The sequence below is a fragment of the Anabaenopsis elenkinii CCIBt3563 genome (assembly GCF_015245355.1).
Taxonomy (GTDB): Bacteria; Cyanobacteriota; Cyanobacteriia; order Cyanobacteriales; family Nostocaceae; genus Anabaenopsis; species Anabaenopsis elenkinii.
On record NZ_CP063311.1, the window covers coordinates 1,546,500 to 1,568,360 of the forward strand.

The 21,861-nt window shown below is 42.4% G+C and carries 19 protein-coding genes and 1 tRNA gene; 11 read left to right on the forward strand and 9 right to left on the reverse strand.

The features are described 5' to 3' along the window. Positions 1–92 precede the first annotated feature (92 nt). A complete protein-coding gene (locus IM676_RS06990) occupies positions 93–1,508 on the reverse strand; it encodes a glycoside hydrolase 100 family protein (protein WP_200989537.1) in 1,416 nt (471 codons plus the stop codon). A gap of 335 nt (positions 1,509–1,843) precedes the next feature. Next, positions 1,844–3,289 (reverse strand): glycoside hydrolase 100 family protein, encoded by a 1,446-nt coding sequence (locus tag IM676_RS06995; RefSeq protein WP_200989538.1) that lies wholly within the window; start codon positions 3,287–3,289, stop codon positions 1,844–1,846. A gap of 762 nt (positions 3,290–4,051) precedes the next feature. On the opposite strand from IM676_RS06995, the gene IM676_RS07000 reads away from it, so the two are divergent. Further along, positions 4,052–5,245 carry a Coenzyme F420 hydrogenase/dehydrogenase, beta subunit C-terminal domain gene (locus IM676_RS07000; RefSeq protein WP_200989539.1) on the forward strand — a complete coding sequence of 398 codons (1,194 nt, stop codon included), beginning with the start codon at positions 4,052–4,054 and terminating at the stop codon, positions 5,243–5,245. A gap of 30 nt (positions 5,246–5,275) precedes the next feature. On the opposite strand, the gene IM676_RS07005 is transcribed toward IM676_RS07000, so the two are convergent. After that, positions 5,276–5,842 carry an IS200/IS605 family accessory protein TnpB-related protein gene (locus IM676_RS07005; RefSeq protein ID WP_225880469.1) on the reverse strand — a complete coding sequence of 189 codons (567 nt, stop codon included), beginning with the start codon at positions 5,840–5,842 and terminating at the stop codon, positions 5,276–5,278. Then, positions 5,839–7,080: a methionine gamma-lyase family protein gene (locus IM676_RS07010; RefSeq protein WP_200989540.1), complete on the reverse strand. Its 1,242-nt coding sequence runs from the start codon at positions 7,078–7,080 to the stop codon at positions 5,839–5,841. The genes IM676_RS07005 and IM676_RS07010 overlap by 4 nt, the downstream gene beginning before the upstream one ends. Positions 7,081–7,167: 87 nt before the next feature. Between IM676_RS07010 and IM676_RS07015 the strand changes: the two genes are divergently transcribed. The 3 genes from IM676_RS07015 (at position 7,168) to IM676_RS07025 (ending at position 10,514) form a co-directional block, all read left to right on the forward strand. Then, complete coding sequence (locus IM676_RS07015) at positions 7,168–7,986, forward strand: acyl-CoA desaturase (RefSeq protein ID WP_200989541.1); 819 nt, start codon at positions 7,168–7,170, stop codon at positions 7,984–7,986. A gap of 203 nt (positions 7,987–8,189) precedes the next feature. Next, positions 8,190–9,269: a fatty acid desaturase gene (locus IM676_RS07020; RefSeq protein ID WP_200989542.1), complete on the forward strand. Its 1,080-nt coding sequence runs from the start codon at positions 8,190–8,192 to the stop codon at positions 9,267–9,269. A 174-nt stretch (positions 9,270–9,443) separates the two neighbouring features. Beyond that, the gene (locus IM676_RS07025) at positions 9,444–10,514 is read left to right on the forward strand and encodes a fatty acid desaturase (protein ID WP_200989543.1); all 1,071 of its coding nucleotides are present in this window, start codon (positions 9,444–9,446) and stop codon (positions 10,512–10,514) included. 574 nt (positions 10,515–11,088) lie between these two features. Here IM676_RS07025 and IM676_RS07030 read toward each other — a convergent pair. The 5 genes from IM676_RS07030 to psbZ all read right to left on the reverse strand — a co-directional run bounded on the left by IM676_RS07030 (position 11,089) and on the right by psbZ (position 14,129). After that, entirely contained in the window at positions 11,089–12,354 is a 1,266-nt protein-coding gene (locus tag IM676_RS07030; protein WP_200989544.1) for a glutamate-5-semialdehyde dehydrogenase, read from the reverse strand. 4 nt (positions 12,355–12,358) lie between these two features. Then, positions 12,359–12,766: a hypothetical protein gene (locus tag IM676_RS07035; protein ID WP_200989545.1), complete on the reverse strand. Its 408-nt coding sequence runs from the start codon at positions 12,764–12,766 to the stop codon at positions 12,359–12,361. Between the two features lie 218 nt (positions 12,767–12,984). Continuing rightward, a tRNA-Gly gene (locus IM676_RS07040) sits at positions 12,985–13,056 on the reverse strand. Positions 13,057–13,189: 133 nt separating this feature from the next. Continuing rightward, complete coding sequence (gene ribH / locus IM676_RS07045; protein ID WP_200989546.1) at positions 13,190–13,771, reverse strand: 6,7-dimethyl-8-ribityllumazine synthase; 582 nt, start codon at positions 13,769–13,771, stop codon at positions 13,190–13,192. 169 nt (positions 13,772–13,940) lie between these two features. Further along, positions 13,941–14,129, reverse strand: coding sequence for a photosystem II reaction center protein PsbZ (gene psbZ / locus IM676_RS07050; protein WP_200989547.1), 189 nt, complete (start codon positions 14,127–14,129; stop codon positions 13,941–13,943). 275 nt (positions 14,130–14,404) lie between these two features. Here psbZ and IM676_RS07055 point away from each other — a divergent pair, with 275 nt between their 5' ends. The 7 genes from IM676_RS07055 (at position 14,405) to IM676_RS07085 (ending at position 21,798) form a co-directional block, all read left to right on the forward strand. Then, positions 14,405–15,049, forward strand: a complete 645-nt coding sequence (locus tag IM676_RS07055; protein WP_404799798.1) for an IS607 family transposase — start codon at positions 14,405–14,407, stop codon at positions 15,047–15,049. After that, positions 15,027–15,314 (forward strand): zinc ribbon domain-containing protein, encoded by a 288-nt coding sequence (locus IM676_RS07060; protein WP_225880470.1) that lies wholly within the window; start codon positions 15,027–15,029, stop codon positions 15,312–15,314. Before IM676_RS07055 ends, IM676_RS07060 begins: the two co-directional genes overlap by 23 nt. A 42-nt stretch (positions 15,315–15,356) precedes the next feature. Further along, positions 15,357–18,053, forward strand: a complete 2,697-nt coding sequence (locus tag IM676_RS07065; protein ID WP_200989548.1) for a CBS domain-containing protein — start codon at positions 15,357–15,359, stop codon at positions 18,051–18,053. 94 nt (positions 18,054–18,147) lie between these two features. After that, entirely contained in the window at positions 18,148–18,465 is a 318-nt protein-coding gene (locus IM676_RS07070; RefSeq protein ID WP_200989549.1) for a DUF6825 family protein, read from the forward strand. Between the two features lie 108 nt (positions 18,466–18,573). Next, the gene (locus IM676_RS07075; RefSeq protein WP_200990112.1) at positions 18,574–20,259 is read left to right on the forward strand and encodes an ABC1 kinase family protein; all 1,686 of its coding nucleotides are present in this window, start codon (positions 18,574–18,576) and stop codon (positions 20,257–20,259) included. A 15-nt stretch (positions 20,260–20,274) separates the two neighbouring features. After that, the gene (locus IM676_RS07080; protein ID WP_200990113.1) at positions 20,275–21,000 is read left to right on the forward strand and encodes a Stp1/IreP family PP2C-type Ser/Thr phosphatase; all 726 of its coding nucleotides are present in this window, start codon (positions 20,275–20,277) and stop codon (positions 20,998–21,000) included. Positions 21,001–21,600: 600 nt separating this feature from the next. Further along, a complete protein-coding gene (locus IM676_RS07085) occupies positions 21,601–21,798 on the forward strand; it encodes an NblA/ycf18 family protein (RefSeq protein ID WP_200989550.1) in 198 nt (65 codons plus the stop codon). Positions 21,799–21,861: the final 63 nt, after the last annotated feature.

Genomic DNA, 21,861 nt, shown 5'->3' on the forward strand with positions numbered 1-21,861 from the left:
TAGACATAATTAACTACATACTGACAATTTTTTAATTCCATTAGTTAACAGCTTACCGCACCGCTGCACCACAACCAACGCCCAACCAAAACTCATAACTCGCAAGACTGGGAAGCATTTTCTAAATCAAACTGTGCAAAACTGATTAAAGCTAAATGGGACGGGTTGCGCATCAACTCCTTAGCCAAGAGAAAACCAGAAATTGTCCAAATTTGATATCTTCTGGCCTTTTTGCCCACTAAAACCCCCCGAATACCATCATAATATTCTGGCCAATGATTTTGGCTCAGACGTTCTTGAGCAATGTCCCAAGCCCGTTGACTCACATCAGTCCTACCTGTTTTTTCAGCCGCAGCAATCAAAAACCACAATAACACAGGCCAACTACCACCATTATGATATGACCAAGGTATATTTCTGGGGTCACACCCGGTAAAAATTCTGTATTCCTCCTTTTCCACCGCCGGGAAACAGATTTTCATCGGCATTTCTCCCACTAAATCATCCCACTGTTCCTCAATTAGATTCATAATTGCTTGAGATTGCTGTTCACTGGTAAGACAAGAAAGAATCGCCATCATATTTCCCAGTGCAAAAAATCGAGTATCTAATTGAGATGGTCCGACATTACCCGCTAAGTAACCACCATGTTTTGGTAACCAAATAGCCAAATTAGCATAGCGAATAGAATCAGGATAGATATTGAATTGATTAACTGCTGACTGTCCGTATTCTTCACCCTTAAAGCGGTAAATTGCATTTAATCGCTTCATATCAATCCAATAGTGACGACGAATATGATCTCTTAATATAGGTAAGCGATTATCAATACCGATGACAATTTTATTATCTCCAGCACAAATCAGCAACTTACGCGCACACCGCAAGGCTGCATAAAATAGGGATTGAATTTCCAAAGGATAACCGTATATACCCATACGCCGGTAAATCATACAAGCGCCATCGGGAACTAACAGGGTCGGGTACATATCAAATCTGGTCGCCAAGCAAATTTCCATAATCAGCATAATTCCTTGCTGGAATTGAGGCTGCAAGGCGAAACTAATATCTTTGCTAGCCTTGACATAAGCGTGTAATATAATTATCCACCATAGACAAGAATCAACAGGTGTAACTCTAGCGATCGCATGTTCCCCAAAATCCGCTTCTAAATATTCTTGACCATTGTCTGATACAACCTTAAAGCTCGCTGGTATCAAACCTTGTCCAGGTATATAAGCATCCAATTGGTTCTTTTTAGGCTGTAACTTTAAAGTTTCTTCTAAGAAATTACGAACAATATCATATTTACCTTTAATTAAAAAAAGTAAAGCGGATGGCACGAAATCTCTAATAAAACAATGGTCATGCTCTAAATCTTTTTTTATCTGATCACAGCTTGTCCGAGTACCCACAGGACGACCTTGGTAGTAAATAATCGACTTGTCTAAAATTTCCCATGCCTGTTTTTCTAAATCATCAACTATTACTAATTTCTCTCTTTCCATTCCGAGAAATACTCCATTTCGATGGTGTTTTAGCAAGAGATAAAATCTGCTTATTCTCTGCTATAGTTACAATAGTTGTTAATTGAGTGATGAATATATAGACAACTAGTTTTTGTCCATCCACAAGATATCTAGGACGATATTCAAATCTAACCCAAGATAACCCAATTTTGTGATTTACTTTATTGTCCCATAGCTGCAATTTCAAAAATGATCACTCAGAGCAATTTAGAGAATAGCAAAAGCAAGATGTAACTACAAAGTAGTTACATCGGACTTTAAACCTTATGTTCATATTGGACTAGTACACCTGATTAACCTCATGAGATTTACTATCAAGGTATATAAGGTTCTACACTGCCAATTTCAAACTCACAAGCGCGAGAAACAGCTTCAGGTGGTAATTCATCAAAACTCACCAATGATAAATAATTGGGATTATCCATCAGTTCTTTGGCCAACAAGAACCCAGCAATAGTCCAGGTTTGATATTTCCTGGCTTGCTTACCAATTAGTCGTCCTTTTTTCCCATCATAATATTCTGGCCATTCATCTTCAATCAACCTGGTTTTAGCAATTTCAATAGTCTTTCTGGCTAAACCAGTTTTGTTGGTTTTCACACCTGCTGCGGCAAACATCCACATTAATACCGGCCAACTACCAGCATTATGATATGACCAAGGGATATTTTTCGGATCACAGCCTGTGACAATTCTGTATTCTTCATGTTCTAAGGCTGGGAAACAGATTTTCATAGGCATATCTCCTACTAAATCATCCCATCTTTCCTCAATCAAACTCATAATAGCTTGTGACTGCTCTTCCGTAGCTAAATCGGAAATAATCGCCATCAGGTTACCCAGAGTAAAGAAACGGGTATCTAATTGAGATGGACCGACATTACCGGCTAAATAACCACCTTTACGGGGTAGCCACTTGTCTAATTCGTAATAGGGAAGAGAGTCTACATAGATATTAAATAGATTCACAGCACCCTTGCCATACTCTTCACTCTTGAAACGATAAATTGCATTGAGGCGATGAATATCTATCCAATAATGCTGGCGAATATGAGCGCACAACAGAGGTAAGCGGTTATCAATTGCTGAGATTATATCCTGATTACCCTGACAAATCAACAGCTCACGAGCGCCACGTAAAGCCCCATAAAATAACACCTGAATTTCCAGAGGATGACCATAAATCCCCATACGACGGTCAATCATACAAGCACCATCGGGAACCAACAGCGTCGGGTACATATCAAAGCGATTAGCCAAGCATATTTCCATAATTAACCTGATACCATTTTGGAAATCAGGTTGATAGGCGATGGAATAATCCTTAGTAGCCACCACATAAGCACGCAATAAAATAATCCACCATAGACAAGAATCTACTGGAGTGACTCTAGCGATCGCATGTTCACCAAAATCAGCTTCTAAATATTCCTCTCCATTGTTGCATACAACTTTAAAGCTAGCAGGAATTAACCCGCGTCCTGGCTTATAGGCATCTAATTCTCTTTCTTTAGGCTGTAACTTTAATGTTTCTTCCAGGAAATTCCGAACAATCTCTGTCTTACCTTTAATCAAAAAAATTAACGCTGAAGAGACAAAATCCCGGATAAAACACTGATCATAATTAAGGGCTTCCACCGATGCATCATAGGCGGCTACAGTTCCCACAGGGCGACCTTGATAATAGAGAATCGAATTCTCTAGCGCTCTCCATGCTTGTTCTTCTATATTTTCATCTGTTACTAATTCATTTAGTGGCATCGCTAGATTTACTCCATTGAGGGGGGTGATTGATTACTAGATGCACCTTGAATGATTTATGCTTTTGTTAGCATAACCAACCCATATTTAGCATATCAAACTGTCTGGTAAAACTAACTTAGAAATAATAACTTAATCTACTGATTCCCCTAATAATTCATCTCTAATTAGTTGCTTTTTGATGATTTTTGAGGTAAATCTTCCCTAGGCATTTTTTACCTCAAGCCAAGTCATGATTCCTAAAAACAGCCATGTAATATACATTCCCAGATTGTTCTGTTTTTGCGTTGGTACATCTCTAACCTGGGTTGACAACAGCAAAATTTACCTTTGATAATACTCAAGGTCGGTTTTAACTATTTACGGTACATTTACTCAATCAACATTTAGCCTTGACGCAGTAAATTAGATTATTCCCCTATAACTTCATAATTTATAATGTTTTTTCAAAATATGCAATATAAAACTTAAACAACTTTAGATGTTAATACTTCTTTTGACAAGTGTATAATTTAGCTAAATTACCAATAATAATCGGAAATTTTGGCAGTAAAGTCGAAAACTATTCAGGGCACACAACATCAGGCAAAGTTGATTTATAACTTTTCAACAGGTAATTTTCATCTTAGGGAACACACCGAAGGTGGGTCAAACAACATTTGATACATTAATCATCCTTCCCTTTCCAGGAACATGGACAACTTGACAGCCAGTAGAGGTATGGTAATAAAAGGGATTCCTATATAAAACCAAAAAATTTATATGACCTCAGTTTCTCCCCATAAAAAAGCCAAAGCCCTGAAACCGACTAGCCGCCGCCCCGCCAAAGAATTGTGTAGCGAGTGCGGGCTATGTGATACATATTATATTCACTATGTCAAAGAAGCCTGCGCGTTTATTAATCAACAGATAGACAGACTCGAAGAACAAACCCATAAGCGATCGCGCGACCTAGAGAACGAAAACGAACTGTACTTTGGGGTGCATCAAGACATGATAGCCGCCCGGAAACAGCAGCCAATAGAAGGCGCCCAATGGACAGGTATTGTTAGTAGTATTGCCATTGAAATGCTCAACCGCGGCCTAGTAGAAGGGGTTGTCTGTGTGCAGAACAGCAAAGAAGACCGCTTTCAACCCATGCCAATTATCGCCCGTACCCCAGAAGAAATACTGGCAGCCAGAGTAAATAAACCAACATTATCCCCCAACCTTTCCGTTTTAGAACAAATAGAAAAATCGGGGATGAAAAAGTTATTAGTAATTGGTGTAGGTTGTCAGATTCAAGCCCTCAGAGCCGTAGAAAAACAACTAGGGTTAGAAAAACTGTATGTTTTAGGCACACCCTGCGTAGATAACGTCAACCGGGCTGGACTGCAAAAATTCTTAGAAACCACCAGCCGCTCACCAGAAACAGTGGTACATTATGAATTCATGCAAGATTTTCGCATTCACTTCAAACATCAAGACGGCTCCATCGAGAAAGTACCATTTTTTGGCTTAAAAACCAATCAACTCAAAGATGTCTTTGCCCCCTCCTGCATGACCTGCTTTGACTACGTCAACTCCCTAGCAGACCTAGTTGTAGGTTACATGGGCGCGCCCTTTGGCTGGCAATGGATTTTAGTCAGAAATGATACAGGTAAAGAAATGCTCGACTTAGTGCAACAGCAATTAGACACCCAGCCAGTCATGTCCGCAGGGAACCGTAAACAAGCAGTACAGCAGAGTATTCCCGCTTACGACAAAGGAGTAACACTACCCATGTGGGCGGCAAAACTCATGGGTGTAGTCATAGAAAAAATCGGACCCAAGGGTTTAGAGTATGGGCGGTTTTCCATTGACTCCCATTTTACGCGGAATTATTTGTATGTGAAGCGCAATTATCCGGAGAAGTTAGAGGCTCATGTGCCAGAGTTTGCGAAGAGGATTGTAGGGCAGTATAAATTACCAGATTGACCTCTCCCCGCCCATTTATGGGCGGGGATTCTAAACTGTTGCTACCAGAAGGGCTAAAGCCGCTTCCCGCCGCTTTTTAGTTTTGGTTTCCCAGATGCGATATCTGGTAGCGAGGGTCAAAACTCGCCTACAGACCTTGACCAGATTTAAATCTAGTTGTGTCTCTACTTTGCGAAGAATATTCGCAGCACCATTCAAATCAGCGTTGATTAATTCACCTGCACCAGTGCAATAGATTCCGCGATTTACTCGTTTTCCACTTGGTATCCACCCTTCAGGTTTTGCGCCGAAAATAGGTAGAAAGTCACCATCTAAAAAACTAGCTTTACTGGTATAGGACTCTTCGGTTTCAACAAATTTGATGCTGTAGTATTCGCACAGTTGTTTAACTCGTTCCTTTAATTTAGCTGTTGGTATTTGTACAAAAGATTGAGTTGTTTTACCCAACTTTGCTTCTTGTCTCTGTCCTTGATTCCACCCAAAAACAACTGTACCAATTTTGTATTTAATGCAGTAGTCAACAACTAATCTAGCTGCTTTATTTACAGCATCTCTCACTTGTCGGTTACGCTCCCGCCAAGTTCTGGTAAATCTCACCCAACCTCAGTAGCCATTCCCACCGCTGCGATCGCCGCCTCTAATGCGATCGCCACATGGGTCCAGTGAGTCCCCCCCTGGCAATAAACCACATAAGGCTCACGCAAAGGACCATCGGCGGAAAATTCCAAAGTACTGCCCTCAATAAATGTCCCCCCAGCCATGACTACTTGGCTCTCATAGCCCGGCATATCATCGGGAATGGGGTCGAGATAGGAACCTACGGGGGAATGCTGTTGTATGGCTTTACAGAAGGCAATGAGTTTGGCTGCAGAACCGAGTTTAATGGCTTGAATTACATCCCTACGGGGTGCTAGAGGTGCAGGATTGACTGGATAACCTAATTTATGGAATACATAACCCGTGAGGTGAGTTCCTTTGATGGCTTCCCCTACCATCTGGGGCGCTAGAAATAAGCCTTGGAATAACAGGCGATTTTGGTCGAAGGTCGCACCACCATAACTACCAATACCAGGGGCGGTGAGACGACAGGCGGCTGCTTCTACTAGGTCAGCACGACCGCTAACATAACCCCCTGCTGTGACGATTGTCCCCCCTGGATTTTTAATCAATGACCCGGCCATTAAATCGACACCGACATCTGTGGGTTCTCTGGTTTCAATAAATTCCCCGTAACAGTTATCTACAAAACAGACGGTGTTGGGGTTTTGCTGTTTCACTAGGTGAACAATTTTTTCTATGTCGGTAATCGATAAACTCGGCCGCCAGGAATAGCCGCAAGAACGCTGAATTAATACTAAACGGGTGTTGTCAGTAATGCTACTACTTAGGGTTTGCCAATCTATAGTTCCTTGGGGGGTTAGCTCCAATTGGCGGTAATTTATGCCAAACTCAAGAAGGGAACCTTGGCCTTTACCCCGTAAACCAATTACTTCTTCAAGCGTATCGTAGGGAGAACCAGCTACTGCTAACATCTCATCTCCAGGACGGAGAACACCAAATAAGGCACAGGCGATCGCATGAGTTCCAGAAACAAACTGGACTCGCACCGCCGCTGCTTCAGCACCCATGACCTCGGCAAAGACTTGATCTAAGGTGTCTCTTCCTAAGTCATCATGTCCATAACCACTGACACCAGCAAAATGGTGTGCCCCAACACGGTGATGACGAAAGGCATCCAGGACTCTTTTGAGATTATGCTTGACCTGAGCGTCAATTCCAGAAAAAATCTCTAACAGTGCCTGCTCTGCTTGCCGCAGCTGTTCTACGCTGTTCATTAGTTTCTCTTTCACAAAAAATTAGTTAGATATGCGGATTTTGTAATCACGCAGATTAGGCTAGACAATTTCAACTCGGGTTATTGCATGACAATTGCTACTTCAACTAAACCTCAAATTAACTGGGTGAATACCCTGTTTTTCATTGCTCTGCACATCGGCGCTTTATTTGCTTTGGTTCCTAGTAACTTTAGCTGGAATGCCGTTGGTGTGGCTTTATTACTTTACTGGATAACCGGCGGACTGGGCATTACCCTAGGTTTTCACCGTCTGGTAACTCATCGCAGTTTTCAAACTCCTAAGTGGCTGGAGTATTTCTTGGTGTTCTGCGGCACTCTTGCCTGTCAAGGGGGACCAATTGAATGGGTAGGTACACATCGTATTCACCATTTACATTCTGATACTCAAACAGATCCCCATGATTCTAATAAAGGCTTCTGGTGGAGTCATATGGGTTGGTTAATTTATCAATCTCCTGCTCATGCTGAAGTTCCTCGGTTTACTAAGGATATTTCCGAAGACTCAGTTTATCAGTTTTTACAGAAATATTTTATTTTGATTCAGGTAGCACTGGGTTTATTACTCATGTATCTGGGTGGGTGGTCTTTTGTGGTCTGGGGAATCTTTGTTCGCATTGTCTGGGTTTACCATTGTACCTGGTTGGTGAACAGCGCTACTCACAAATTTGGTTATCGTAGTCATGAATCTGGCGATCGCTCCACTAACTGCTGGTGGGTAGCTGTCCTAGTATTCGGTGAGGGCTGGCATAATAACCACCATGCCTATCAATACTCTGCTCGTCACGGTCTGGAATGGTGGGAAATCGATTTAACTTGGATGACTATTCAATTACTGCAATTGCTCGGTCTAGCTACCAATATCAAGCTAGCAACCAAAAAGCAATAATTTCCGGGTGAGTGGTTTATAGTCGGTCAACGGTATTTGACTAGAAAAACTCCTAACCATTCACCATCAATCATAAAAATCATAAAAATAGTGCGCTGGTGTAGCTCCGGTTGCTATAATCCAAGACGCTAATGTTAAGAAACTTTACTGGCATCCACCTCTTGGGTGAAGTGCTAGGGAGGTTTGTTGTTTTCCAGGTATTCATGACTACATCAATAATCAACAGCCAACAACTAAGTGACGACCTTGGTGAACCCAAGCTAAAGCTACAAGATATTGTCAAAACCCTACCCAGGGAATGTTTTGAGAAAAACAGCCGCAAAGCTTGGACACAAGTACTAATTAGTATTTCTATGGTGGCTTTGGGCTACTATCTGCTGACCATCAGTCCTTGGTTTTTATTACCCCTGGGTTGGATTTTTACCGGTACTGCTTTAACAGGTTTTTTTGTCATTGGCCATGATTGTGGTCACAGGTCTTTTGCTAAAAGTCGTTGGGTAAACGATTTAGTAGGGCATTTATTTATGATGCCTTTAATTTATCCCTTTCACAGCTGGCGAATTAAACACAATCATCACCACACACATACCAACAAGTTGGATGAGGATAATGCTTGGCATCCTATTAGAACACATGTATTTGCCAATTGGACACCCCGGAGGCAGTTTGCCTTTGAAAGGTTTATGCGTCAGCGTCTGTGGTGGGTAGGTTCCATTGGACATTGGGCAGTGGTACATTTTGATTGGCGGAATTTCAAAACCAAAGACCAATCAAGTGTAAAGCTGTCTGTGGCGGTGGTAGTTTTGTTTGCGGCGATCGCATTTCCTCTATTAATTGCGACAACTGGTATTTGGGGATTCATCAAGTTTTGGCTACTACCCTGGATGGTTTACCATTTTTGGATGAGTACCTTCACAATTGTTCACCACACCGCGCCTGATGTTCCTTTTAATACAGTTGATAAGTGGAATGAGGCCTTAGCACAACTATTTGGTACCATTCATTGTGATTATCCCCGCTGGGTAGAAATCCTCTGCCATGATATCAACGTCCACGTTCCCCATCACATTTCTACTGCTATCCCTGCTTATAATTTACGACTAGCTTACAGCAGCATCAAAAAAAATTGGCAGCCTTATCTACATGATGAATGTCAGTTTTCCTGGTCTTTAATGAAGAAAATCACAGACCAATGTCAACTGTACCAAACTGATGTTGGCTATCAGACTTTTAATGAATATTACGCAGGAAAACAAAAAATAAATAGCATCAGCAATAACTGAGATTGCCAATAGTTGCAACAGTGTTAACTATCCTGTAAATTGAATAGGCTCTGGTAATTCTTGATCTACTTCAAAGCCAAGGTTAATTACCAGAGATTATCTTCTAGAGTGTTAGAGAAATCTCATACTAGGAATATCCCAAACAAGCAAATTTTTATCCCACAAAATAATCCAGTGCCATCAAATACCATTGCTTTCAATAATTCTGATGACTGTAAATTGTCTGATGAAAAAACTCAACTTCCCTTTACTCTTCAGGATTTGAAAGCTGCAATACCAGCTGAATGCTTTCAGCCCAATGTAACTAAATCCCTATTTTACTTTTTTCGTGACATCTTGATTATTAGCTCACTTTATGCAGTAGCTTATTATCTAGATTCTTGGTATTTTTGGCCGGTTTTCTGGTTCATGCAAGGAACAATGTTTTGGGCTTTGTTTGTAGTTGGACATGACTGCGGACACCAATCTTTTTCTAAGCAAAAATGGCTCAATGATTTGATTGGACACTTATCCCACACACCCATACTAGTCCCTTATCATGGTTGGAGAATTAGTCACAGAACTCACCATAAAAATACTGGTAACATTGATAACGATGAAAGTTGGTATCCTGTAACCGAATCCCAGTATAAGGAAATGCCACTATTACAAAAGATAGGGCGATATTATGTTTTTCTGTTGGCTTATCCGGTGTATTTATTTAAGCGTTCTCCAGGTAAAGAAGGTTCTCACTTTTCACCTAGCAGCCCACTGTTTAAACCCTCAGAAAAACGGGATGTATTGACTAGTACTATACTGTGGATGGGTATGGTAGGTTTACTAGGTTTCTTCACCTATCAATGGGGTTGGATGTGGTTACTAAAATACTACGCTATGCCCTACATTGTGTTTGTGATTTGGTTAGATTTAGTAACATTTCTCCATCATACTGAGCCAGATATTCCCTGGTATCGTGGCGAAAATTGGACTTTTCTCAAAGGTGCGATTTCTAGTATTGACCGTGATTACGGTTGGTTCAATCACATTCACCATGACATCGGTACTCATGTTGCTCACCATATTTTCCTGAACATTCCCCATTACAATTTGTTAAAGGCGACGGAGGCGATTAAACCGGTGATGGGTGAATATTTCCACAAGTCAGAGGAACCTATTTGGAAATCTTTATGGCGTTCTGCTGTCAGCTGTAAATTTGTACCGGATACAGGTGGCAAGGTTTATTATACTGCTAATCGTCAAAAATAGGTAATTTGATTTCTGGGTATATAAGTTAAGTCCGCTGAGGCGGACTTTTTTGATCTCACCCATATTTCTCGTTGGCTATCAAAATATAGTGGGAGCGTGAGAACCCCTGCGCTTTAGCGAGGGGATGAAAAGCGACTCAACAGGATTTACCCTGTCGTATCCTGACGACAAAAAACTTATTGACAAGGCATTTCTGATTAGTTAGGATAAAAAAGCATCCACAAATATGGTGAAAAACCCAAAAGATGTTTTCCTTAAGTAGCCACACAGCTAGATTTATTTTTAGCCGAGGTGGGTAGGGCATTTTGACTGTGCCACAACGATATTATTTATTCAAATTTTTAAATAAAAAATATCGTAAACTTTGCGTAGCGTGTCTTCAGACCGCGTAGCAACATCAGTTTAGAATCCCCTGTGATTCTATCCAGGGGAGAAGTCAAGTAGTTTGTAGAAGCAACAACTACCTAACACTTCCCCAGGGCGAACGGTCGAAAGCCGTTTGTGGTGAGTCCAAGCTTGGTGTTGAGGTTTTTTTAACGCAAAGGTTTATTCTGGGGAATGGATAATTAAAATTCTAAAACCTCCCGTTTCCCTGAATAATGTGCTTTGCAGTCGTTAAGGTTTCTAGGCTAATAAAACCTCTGCGGTGTCCCTTTTGGTTAGACATACCCAGAAATACGGAGTCTCCACGGGAAGGGTTGCGAGAAAACCGGGGGGAAGTGTTGATGTAGGTGGAAGCGCTATTCACTCCCAAAGCAAACTGGCGACTTTCTTGATAGGATTCCGTAGCAATGGAGTCGGCGTGTCCGCTGCTATATTGATTAATCCAGACGATCGCATCTTCTAAGCTATTTACCAGTTTAAAGGCTACGGTTTTTGTTAAATAAGCGCTACCCCACTCACCTGGTTTGGCCAGTCCTAACTGGGGAAACTCTGCTACTAGTTCTTCATCTCCTTTAATTTGAAAGCCTTGTTCTTCCAAGCTATTCCACAGCACTGGTAAAGATGATGGCAAAGCTTGGCGATGAATTAATACTTTTTCTATGGCGTTGACTGGGTCTGGTTGGCTTTCATGGCTATCTGTAATCATCCACCGTACCATTTCTAAGCTGCTATTAACAGACCAGTAAAGGTAACAGTTACCCATTGCTGACTTTAACACTGGACAAGTTGACTGCCGCATTACCTGCTGGATTAAGCTAGAACGTCCGTAGGGTATGACTAAATTCACATACTTGTCTTGGGTGACTAAATCTCGCATGGAAGCACCGTGTTCTGCTTTAATTAGTTCTAGACAGCCAGCTGGTAAACCAACTTCCTCAATGGCGTTTTGCAGAACACTGGCTATGGCGTGGTTGGAGTGACTGGCCTCTGTACTCCCCTTGAGTATAATACTATTGCCGGTCTTGATACATAAACCCGCGGCGATCGCTCCTAAATCAGGAAAAGCCTCATAGATAAATCCAATCACTCCCAAAGGCATTAACTGAGTGTAACTTTGAGAATCTTCCAGTTGATAGTTAGCAGTTCTCACCCGCCGTAAGGGGTCGGAAATTTCCCCTAACCTTTGCAGAATTCCTACTGCTGCTTTTAACCTGGTGGGAGTCAGCTTCAGCCAATCTAAAATCAACTCTGGTACAGCCATTTCTTTGCTGGCTTCTAAATCCAAAGTATTGGCTTCTAAAATATCATCAAAGGAATTGGCTAGCGCTTGAGCCATTGCTAACACAGCGCGACTGCGGTCTACTCCCTTGGTATACCCCAACTTCAGGGAAGCTTGATAAGCGCGTTTAGCGCTATTAATAGGTTCGGGGTAATCATCCAAAACTTCAACAGTCATTGAATTAACGTCTGTAAGTAAGCCAGACCATCAGTGCTGGCAGAATAGCCAACAGTACCGCTACTATTGCCCAAGCAATAATCCTAGAACTATTTGCCAATTGCAGTGCTAATGGTAACCATATAATCACTACCACGAAAATAATCCCTAATGCTATGGGTAGATAGCTTTCTCTCATCTGAATCGACACAACACGCCAACTATTTCCCGTCCAGTGCCAAGCTCGCTGGTGGGGATAGGTAGTTGAAAGTTGTTCTAGGATGTATCCATGATCTTTGACTACAAAGATTTGTTGACAGCGATCGCAACCAAATGCTTCTGTAAGTGTAATGGGAATTAGCTGTCCTTTGCGACGGCAGGGACAGAGATATTCCGTGTTTAAGTCAATTTTTTCAGGTTTTTGAGATGGCACAAGCGTTCTAATAACTTGAGCGTGTTTTTCTTTTTGCTAATATCATACCTTCCCTGAATAGTTTGGCGTTTGGTTTACCCATATCAATGCCCAGCAGATGCTCAATCATGCTGTCATTCCCATAGGGACAATGAATCCCGTGTACTACACCCTAAAGTCTGTAAGTTAATCTAGATACTCTTAGTATATATCTTAATTTACATTCTCTACCCTTTTCAAGCGGGTAACGCGATTCGAACGCGCGACATTCACCTTGGCAAGGTGACGCTCTACCACTGAGCTATACCCGCAATTTCAACCTAAAACTTATCATCTCAAATATATTTTTATTTGTCAACCCCCAATTTTGAAATCCGATGAATTTTTGCATAGTTACACGTCTTCCGCTCCTTGACCACCAGAGGAGCGGAGCCACTCAGAGCCTCAGCCTACTTCTTCCGACTCTGGGGCTAAATTGCCTAAATTCTGACCAGAAAAAGATGCTGGCAAAGCCTGGCCATTCTGGGGGGATAAATCTATGAGATTAGACCGCAATTGTCGCATTAGGCTAGCCATTTCTAGAGCATTCATGGCATAATCCCAACCATGATTGCCCTTAATACCGGCCCGTTCTAAAGCTTGCTGCATGGTATCCACCGTCAAAATCCCAAAAATTACCGGTACACCAGTTTGGAAGCTAGCAGCGGCGATACCCTTAGAAACTTCCGCCGATACATAATCAAAATGAGGCGTTTGTCCCCTAATGACAGCACCCAGACAAATTACCGCATCATAACGATGGGAAAGTGCGAGTTGGCGGGCTACTAGAGGTACTTCAAAACTTCCCGGAACCCAAACATAGTCTACCTGACTACCATAGGGGTCTGGGTCTACACCGTGGCGTTTTAAGCAATCTTGACAACCCTCTAACAGCTTCCCGGTAACCAGGTCATTGAATCGAGCCACAACCACTGCTAAATGTAACGGTTCGGCTGGTGGAGCAAAAGTTCCCTCAAAAACTGCCATGACTGCCTCTTAATCTACTATACTCTGGCTAATATACATTTCTTCTTTAAACGCTGAAGAGCAGGAGAGCACAGTTATATAACATAGAACAAGAAAACAGGAAAATCTTGTTCTTGGCTCTTCTGCTCCTGGGCTATGCTATTTTTGCCAAATAGACCTCAGCGATCGCTTAAACTACAAAAAAGTTTAATATACCGACTAAAATCACCAAAGCGAACCAGACTCCGGAACCAACCCAGAGCAGTTTTTTCGATTCCACCCAATTTTGTGGAGTAGCATAGGCAACAGGAACCCCTACTACTAACACAAAAGATGTGAGAACTAAAGATATCAGAGCGAATTGAAATATTATAGTCATTTTTGCTTCTCCCAAAACAGCAGAATACTAAAGATACAATATCCTAAAGGGTGACCCAACAGTTTTTACTTATATGTTAAACTAGCAGAAATTGCGTCACCATGGTCATTAGGAACTAAATTCTAGTTGGTCGTGATCAATCCCCTCACCACCAACGATGATTTCCCACACAGGATCAATGACTGATGACGTGTAACTAATTGTAAATTATTTGCTTAAAACAAGTAAATCATACTAAATCCCGCTAGACTAAAAGTAGTTGATTTAATGAAGTTTTGATGCAGCATGTCACTCCCAAGGAAGCAGCTAAAATCCTTGGTGTCCATGTCTCCAGTCTCAGGAGATGGGAAAACGAAGGCAAGCTTAAAGCAATCCGTACACCAGGCGGTCAAAGGCGGTTCATCCTCGAAGAAGTCGAAAAAATTGGCGGAATACCCAGGACAATTAAAACTATTTGCTATGGACGAGTATCGACTCATTCCCAGCAAGATGATTTGCAACGACAACTTGAACACTTACGCACAAGATACCCAGAGGCTGAAATTATTTCAGAAGTTGGAAGCGGACTCAATTTTAAACGGAAAAAATTCCTCGCAATTCTGGAACGAATCATCGACGGCGATATCCAACGTATTGTCGTTGCCCATCCTGACCGACTTGTCCGATTCGGATTTGAATTGGTTAGGTGGTTATGCACAAAATTTGAGTGCGAACTCGTGGTTCTCAATGACCGCAAGCTCAGTCCAGAACAGGAACTCCTACAAGATATGCTGTCGATCATCCACTGTTTCTCTAGCAGGTTATACGGGCTTAAAAAATACAAGTCAAGCATTAAAGAAGACTTACAAAAAGAAGTCGCGTCACAAGGAATCGACAAAGCAGTCACCGAACAGTGTATTGAAAATCAGGCTATTTCCTAGTAAGGAATTACATCGAGTCTGGAAGCGTTGGCTTGCTGCTTATCGTTATTACTTCAACCAATGTATCAGTTATCTTCACCATAAGCTAGGTGGACACAAAATTTTTAAATGCCCACATTGCGGAATTCAGGTCTATCGTGATGTGAATGGCGCACGCAATATTTTATTGCGTGCTTTGCAAGCAACTGCCTTTACCGTGACGCATGATTCTATTGTGCTTTCTGAGGAGTCAGAATTGACGGATGCCGTAGTTAATCTAGTTTAATCGCTTTGATTAGCTTAAAAGTTGCACTAATGGCTCATGAATATGGACTTAATTCTTTGTCACACCACCGCTGATTTCGACGCTTTAGCCGCCGCCGTGGGTCTGGCCTGTTTATTGCCAGGTAGTAAAATTGTCCTTAGTGGTGGCGCACATCCCCCCGTGAGAGATTTTTTAGCATTGCACCGGGACGAGTATCCTCTGATTGAGAGACGTTCAGTCATTCCCGAAAAAATTAGTTCTATCAGAGTTGTTGATACCCAACAGCGCGACCGTCTGGGTAAAGCTGGCGAATGGTTAGAGTTACCCAACATAAAAGACATCATAGTTTATGACCATCATCTGAGTCAACAACTAACTATTCCTGCCACAGAATCCCACATTGAAGCAGTGGGAGCCTGTACCACCTTAATGGTGGAAGAGTTGCAAAAACAGAAAATTGCCCTCACACCGGCCCAAGCCACAGTCATGGCCTTAGGTATTCATGTAGATACAGGGTCATTAACATTTGACAGTGCTACCCCCAGAGATGCTCTAGCTTTAGCTTGGTTAATGCAACAAGGAGCGAGTGCATCAGTCATTTCCACTTATCTTGACCCGGGTTTATCCCCTCAATTACAACAGCTATTAACTACAGCCCTGGAAAACTTAGAATCTTTTGATTTACTGGGATATACCATTGGCTCAGTCATATTAAAAACACAGGATTTTGTCCCAGGACTATCCAGTTTAGCTTCACAGTTGATAGAATTAACGGAAATCGATGCCTTACTATTGGCAAACGAATATAGCCCCAAACAAGGCGACCTACGTTTAACAATCATTGGCAGATCCCAAATTCCCGGAGTCAATCTCAATCTGTTATTTCAAATATTCGGCGGTGGTGGACATTCTCAAGCTGCATCCCTGAGTCTGCGCCAAGTAAATACACAAGAAATATTACAACAACTCCTAGAAGGCATCAAAACCTCAATTCCCCATCCTCCCACCGCCAGAGACTTGATGTCTTCCCCAGTCCGCACCATTCGCCCGGAGACCACAATTTCCGAAGCCCAAAGAATTTTATTACGTTATGGACATTCTGGTTTATCTGTAGTTGATAGCCAAGGAAAACTAGTAGGAATTATCTCAAGACGAGATATAGATATTGCCCTCCACCACGGATTTAGTCATGCGCCAGTCAAAGGCTACATGACAACTAAAGTTAAAACTATTACACCAGATACCATCCTGCCACAAATTCAAGACCTAATGGTAACTTATGATATTGGACGGTTACCAGTATTAGAAAACGGCAATTTAGTGGGAATTGTCACCCGTACCAACCTATTGCGGGAATTACATCAAGCCGAAGCAGAAAACAAATTCCCCATTACCCATTCTAAATTCAAAACTAACTTGAATACAGAATTACAAAATCGCCTCGCCCCGCAACTGTGGCGATTACTCACCGTAGCATCTCAAGCAGCAGAAAAACGGGGTTGGCATCTTTACTTAGTAGGTGGTGCGGTGCGAGACTTACTGTTAGCAGAATCAGCCGCCGGGACATTAATGATTACAGATATAGACCTTGTAGTTGATGGCTTTCACCAAGCAGCAGATGTTGGCGCTGGTGTAGAACTAGCCAAAGAACTACAGAAAATTTACCCAGGGGCGCGGCTAGAAATTCATGGCGCTTTTCAGACTGCGGCCTTATTGTGGCACAAAGACCCAGAACTAGACTCATTGTGGATAGATATCGCCACAGCTAGAACAGAATTTTACCCTTATCCAGCCTCAAATCCGGAAGTAGAAGCTAGTTCCATTCGTCAAGACTTGTATCGCCGTGACTTTACCATTAACTCCCTGGCTGTGCGCCTGACCTCCCCACGTCCTGGGGAATTGATAGATTTCTTTGGTGGTTTACTAGACTTACAAGCCAAGCAAATTCGGGTATTACACCCCAACAGCTTTATTGAAGACCCTACCCGGATTTATCGCGGTGTCCGCTTTGCGGTCCGCTTTGGATTTGAGATAGAATCCCAAACACAAGAGTTTATCCAGTATGCGATTAATAGTGGGGTTTATGATCGCACAGCCCAAACCAACATCAAAACCCCAGCCTTACAAACTCGACTCAAAGCCGAATTAAAATACATCCTGCAAGCGTCCTATTGGAAATCAGCTTTACAAAGGCTCCATGAATTAGGGGCGTTACAGTGTATCCATCCTACCCTGAAATTAGATAAAGCACTTTTACAACAATTGCGATTATTAGAAGCCTGTTTAAAACGATTTGGCCCCCAAGATCACCTTATCCCTTGGGGAATGCGCCTAGAAGGCTTAATTGCCCATTTAGAACCACAATATCGCCTCAAGGTAGCCACAAATCTACACTTACCAGAAGATGGTATTCAACGCCTGCAAAACTTAGCTAAAGCCCAAACTCAGGTGATAGAACTATTACCAACTTGTGAGCGTCGCAGTCAAATAGTGCAATTGCTCCGACAGTATGATTTACCCATGTTGATTTTAATTGCTTTGCAAACCCCCCAAACCCTCAGACGGCAGATATGGGATTATTTGCGAACTTTAGCCAATGTCCAGCCTCTACTCAATGGTAATGATTTAAAGAAATTAGGCTACAAACCCGGACCCCAATATCGCCAAATGTTAGATGATTTACTGGCTGCTACTGTGGATGGAGTGATTAAAGACACAGCTGATGCAGAAAATTTTTTAGCCCAGCATTATCCTCAATAAATGTCTTGATTTTCAAATTTCTCGCTATTTAACAGAAGCACTAAAGCAGAGAGGCAAGTTATAATTTTCTTGCGGAGCAACGTAACAAAAATTTATGAATAATCCTCTTGTACAAGCCTTTTTTGTAGGCAGAGCTGTGGCAGAAGTAATTAATGAGCGCCTAGAGGTGTCTATAACCGACGCCTTGAGCGATTTGGGCAAATTGGAAGCCGAACTCACACAGCAAATGCGTCAGTTCACACAAGAAGTCCTAGAACGGGCAAACCGGGCGGCTGAAGCTGCTGGGGAAGGTGTCCCTGGAGGGTCTTCTAGTGCTGATACTGAGGACGTGCAAGCCACCATTGATGAACTCAGGGCGGAAATTGCCCTCTTGCGTAATGAATTACAACGTTATCGCAGTAGTTCTGTATAAATTTCCTCATGAGTCATAATTACATGGCACTGGCCTGTCAATATTTCAGGATTCAGTGTGTCTTTTCATTCAGGTGATTTGGTTAACAACCAACGGTACAGAAAAAATATGGAAACAGGTTATTCAGATCAGGCATACCGTTGGAATCGGGAAAATTACTCCAGTAGACGGCGCTTTGTAGACATTTGGTCTTTTGTCTTGACCTTAATGTTCAAACTTTGGCGGTATAATAAATCTTGGAGTTACCCCGGCGGTGTCACTGAGGACAAGCAAGCTGCAAGACGCAAGGCCCAAGCGGTCTGGATTCGTAATACCCTGTTGGACTTAGGGCCGACTTTTATTAAAGTCGGGCAGTTATTTTCTACCCGTGCTGATATATTCCCCAGTGAATATGTAGAAGAGTTGGCTAAGTTACAGGACAAAGTACCCGCATTTAGTTATGAGCAAGTAGAAAAAACCATTGAGCAAGAATTAGGTAAGAAAATTCCGGAATTATTCGTGAATTTTGAACCGGTTCCCCTGGCGGCTGCTAGTTTAGGTCAAGTGCACAAAGCTAGACTGCACACTGGGGAAGAGGTGGTGGTGAAAGTACAGCGCCCTGGACTCAAGAAGTTATTTGAAATCGATTTACAAATTCTCAAGGGTATTACCCGCTACTTCCAAAACCATCCCAGATGGGGACGAGGGCGAGACTGGCTGGGGATTTACGATGAGTGTTGTCGTATTCTTTGGGAAGAAATTGATTATCTCAATGAGGGTCGCAATGCTGATACTTTTCGTCGCAACTTCCGCGACTATAAATGGGTAAAAGTCCCTAGGGTCTATTGGCGTTATGCTTCACCTAGAGTTTTGACTTTAGAATATGCCCCCGGTATTAAAATTAGCCAATATGAGGCTTTAGAAGCTGCGGGTTTAGATCGCAAGGTGCTAGCACGTCAAGGTGCTCAGGCATACTTATTACAATTGCTTAATAACGGCTTTTTCCATGCTGATCCTCACCCCGGGAATATTGCGGTGAGTCCTAATGGCGATTTAATTTTCTACGACTTCGGCATGATGGGACAAATTAAGTCTAATGTGCGTGAAGGATTGATGGAAACCCTGTTTGGGATCGCTCAAAAAGATGGCGATCGCGTGGTTCAATCTCTGATAGATCTAGGAGCGATCGCACCGACTGATGATATGGGGCCAGTACGGCGATCTGTTCAATATATGTTGGACAATTTCATGGATCAACCCTTTGAAAATCAATCAGTGTCCGCCATCAGTGACGACCTGTATGAAATAGCCTATAATCAGCCATTTAGATTTCCCGCCACCTTCACCTTTGTCATGCGGGCCTTTTCTACCCTCGAGGGGGTAGGTAAAGGCTTAGATCCAGAGTTTAACTTTATGGAAGTTGCCCAACCATACGCCATGCAACTAATCACAAATATGAATGGTTCTGATAATAACAGCTTTATCAATGAGTTAAGTCGTCAAGCCGTGCAAGTTAGTAGCACTGCGTTGGGGCTACCCCGGAGATTAGAGGATACACTGGAAAAATTAGAACGCGGAGATATGCGTGTGCGTGTGCGTTCTATTGAAACCGAACGTCTGCTAAGAAGACAGAGTAATATTCAATTATGCACAACGTACGCTTTAATCATCAGTGGATTCACCCTTTCGGCTACAATTCTATTAGTTAATCGTTATGTATGGCCGGCGGTGCTAGCTGGTTTGATTGCTGCCGCAGTCTCAGTTATAATGATTCGCCTGCTGTCACGCCTCGACCGTTATGACCGGACATATTAATTGCTCTCAAAAATGATGAAACTTAACTTCACAGGTTCTAGTGATCCGGGACTTGTTCGTTCTAGTAACCAAGATGCTTTCTATATCGACCCTGATGGGCGATTTTTTATTGTTGCTGATGGTATGGGGGGACACGCTGGCGGTGAGCAAGCCAGTTACATCGCCACAGAGGAAATTACAGCGTTTTTACTCTCCCAATGGGATAGCGATCAACCTACCCCCCAATTATTAGAAAATGCCATAGCCCAAGCAAATCAAGCTATCTTAGAGGATCAGCAACGCCATCCTGAACGCTCTGATATGGGTACTACAGTGGTGGCGGTGATTTTTCGCCCCTCAGATTCCCCTTGGTGCGGTCACGTTGGTGATTCCAGGTTATATCGGTTTCGGGAGTCCCAATTACAACAGGTGACGGAAGACCATACATGGGTTGCTCGGGCTATTAAGTTCGGTGACATTACTGAAGAAGAAGCCCGCAGTCACCCCTATCGCCATGTATTATCTCGTTGTTTGGGCAGAAAGGACCTGCATCAAGTTGATGTCCAACCTCTAGATGTGAAATTGGGCGATCGCTTGTTAATATGTAGCGATGGACTCACCGAAGAACTGAATAATCAGCAAATTGCGGCCCACCTGCGGGACTGCTCCCCATTAGAAACAGCTTCTGAGCAGCTGATTATAGCCGCTAAAGACCAGGGTGGACATGATAATATTACAGTTGTTATGGTGTCTGTAGAATAGTTCATAGGGGCAATTTTGGATTTTCCTCACCCCAAATGACTGAAAATCCTCAATTGCTGTTATCTTCCCTGTTAACTACCCCAGAGGAAGTATTTGCCTTCGCTAAATAACATCTGTATTACTATTTTTCGGTTTTTTTCCCACTTTCCAAGAAATTTGTTCAGTCTGAGCATTTTTCCGCTTGACAAATTGATAAAAGTATTTTTAACCTCCAAATCTACCTTTTGGGGGTTGTGATTAAACCAGGTTAATTTACTTGTTGCACATAATCATATATGGGGAATATAATTCACAGTTAATAACTTAAGGTTTCCTACTCCTCTATCAGCAGATAATCACAGGAGACCCACGGCGGATGGTTCTCAAAACCCATGATCTGCCCTGGTTGGCTTTAGTCAACCTAAGTTATACATCTCCTAGCCTCAATCTCAGATATCAAAATACAAACCTTACCCATCAGGATGTGGGCAATTCTGCAAATAATTGTTATCTTTCTTAATACAGAGTTACCAATGGACTACCTGTAATCATTACAGATTACACCATTACTGCTTCTGTAATTGAGATTCATTTTACCCGTTGTCTTTCTCGGAGTTTAATATGAACCAACCCATCCAACTATCTTTGGAACAGCAATTCAGCATCCGCTCTTTTGCCACCCAAGTACAGTACATGAGCCCAGACCAAGCTAAAGATTTTCTGGTCAAGCTTTATGAGCAGATGATGGTGCGGGAAGCAACTTACCAAGAGTTGCTCAAGCACCAGTGGGGCTTAGATTCCGGTTCCACTATGGCATAGAGTAGTTGATGTTTGTGTCGCAGTGGGCGACCTCCTTCTCTTGCTCAGTTCCAAGAAGGGAAA

Excerpts from the sequence above, each read along its gene's own strand:
- IM676_RS06990 (WP_200989537.1), bottom strand. The coding sequence starts at position 1,508 with ATGGAAAGAGAGAAATTAGTAATAGTTGATGATTTAGAAAAACAGGCA.
- IM676_RS06995 (WP_200989538.1), bottom strand. The coding sequence starts at position 3,289 with ATGCCACTAAATGAATTAGTAACAGATGAAAATATAGAAGAACAAGCA.
- IM676_RS07000 (WP_200989539.1), top strand. The coding sequence starts at position 4,052 with ATGACCTCAGTTTCTCCCCATAAAAAAGCCAAAGCCCTGAAACCGACT.
- IM676_RS07010 (WP_200989540.1), bottom strand. The coding sequence starts at position 7,080 with ATGAACAGCGTAGAACAGCTGCGGCAAGCAGAGCAGGCACTGTTAGAG.
- IM676_RS07015 (WP_200989541.1), top strand. The coding sequence starts at position 7,168 with ATGACAATTGCTACTTCAACTAAACCTCAAATTAACTGGGTGAATACC.
- IM676_RS07020 (WP_200989542.1), top strand. The coding sequence starts at position 8,190 with ATGACTACATCAATAATCAACAGCCAACAACTAAGTGACGACCTTGGT.
- IM676_RS07030 (WP_200989544.1), bottom strand. The coding sequence starts at position 12,354 with ATGACTGTTGAAGTTTTGGATGATTACCCCGAACCTATTAATAGCGCT.
- ribH (WP_200989546.1), bottom strand. The coding sequence starts at position 13,771 with ATGGCAGTTTTTGAGGGAACTTTTGCTCCACCAGCCGAACCGTTACAT.
- psbZ (WP_200989547.1), bottom strand. The coding sequence starts at position 14,129 with ATGACTATAATATTTCAATTCGCTCTGATATCTTTAGTTCTCACATCT.
- IM676_RS07065 (WP_200989548.1), top strand. The coding sequence starts at position 15,357 with ATGGACTTAATTCTTTGTCACACCACCGCTGATTTCGACGCTTTAGCC.
- IM676_RS07070 (WP_200989549.1), top strand. The coding sequence starts at position 18,148 with ATGAATAATCCTCTTGTACAAGCCTTTTTTGTAGGCAGAGCTGTGGCA.
- IM676_RS07075 (WP_200990112.1), top strand. The coding sequence starts at position 18,574 with ATGGAAACAGGTTATTCAGATCAGGCATACCGTTGGAATCGGGAAAAT.
- IM676_RS07080 (WP_200990113.1), top strand. The coding sequence starts at position 20,275 with ATGAAACTTAACTTCACAGGTTCTAGTGATCCGGGACTTGTTCGTTCT.
- IM676_RS07085 (WP_200989550.1), top strand. The coding sequence starts at position 21,601 with ATGAACCAACCCATCCAACTATCTTTGGAACAGCAATTCAGCATCCGC.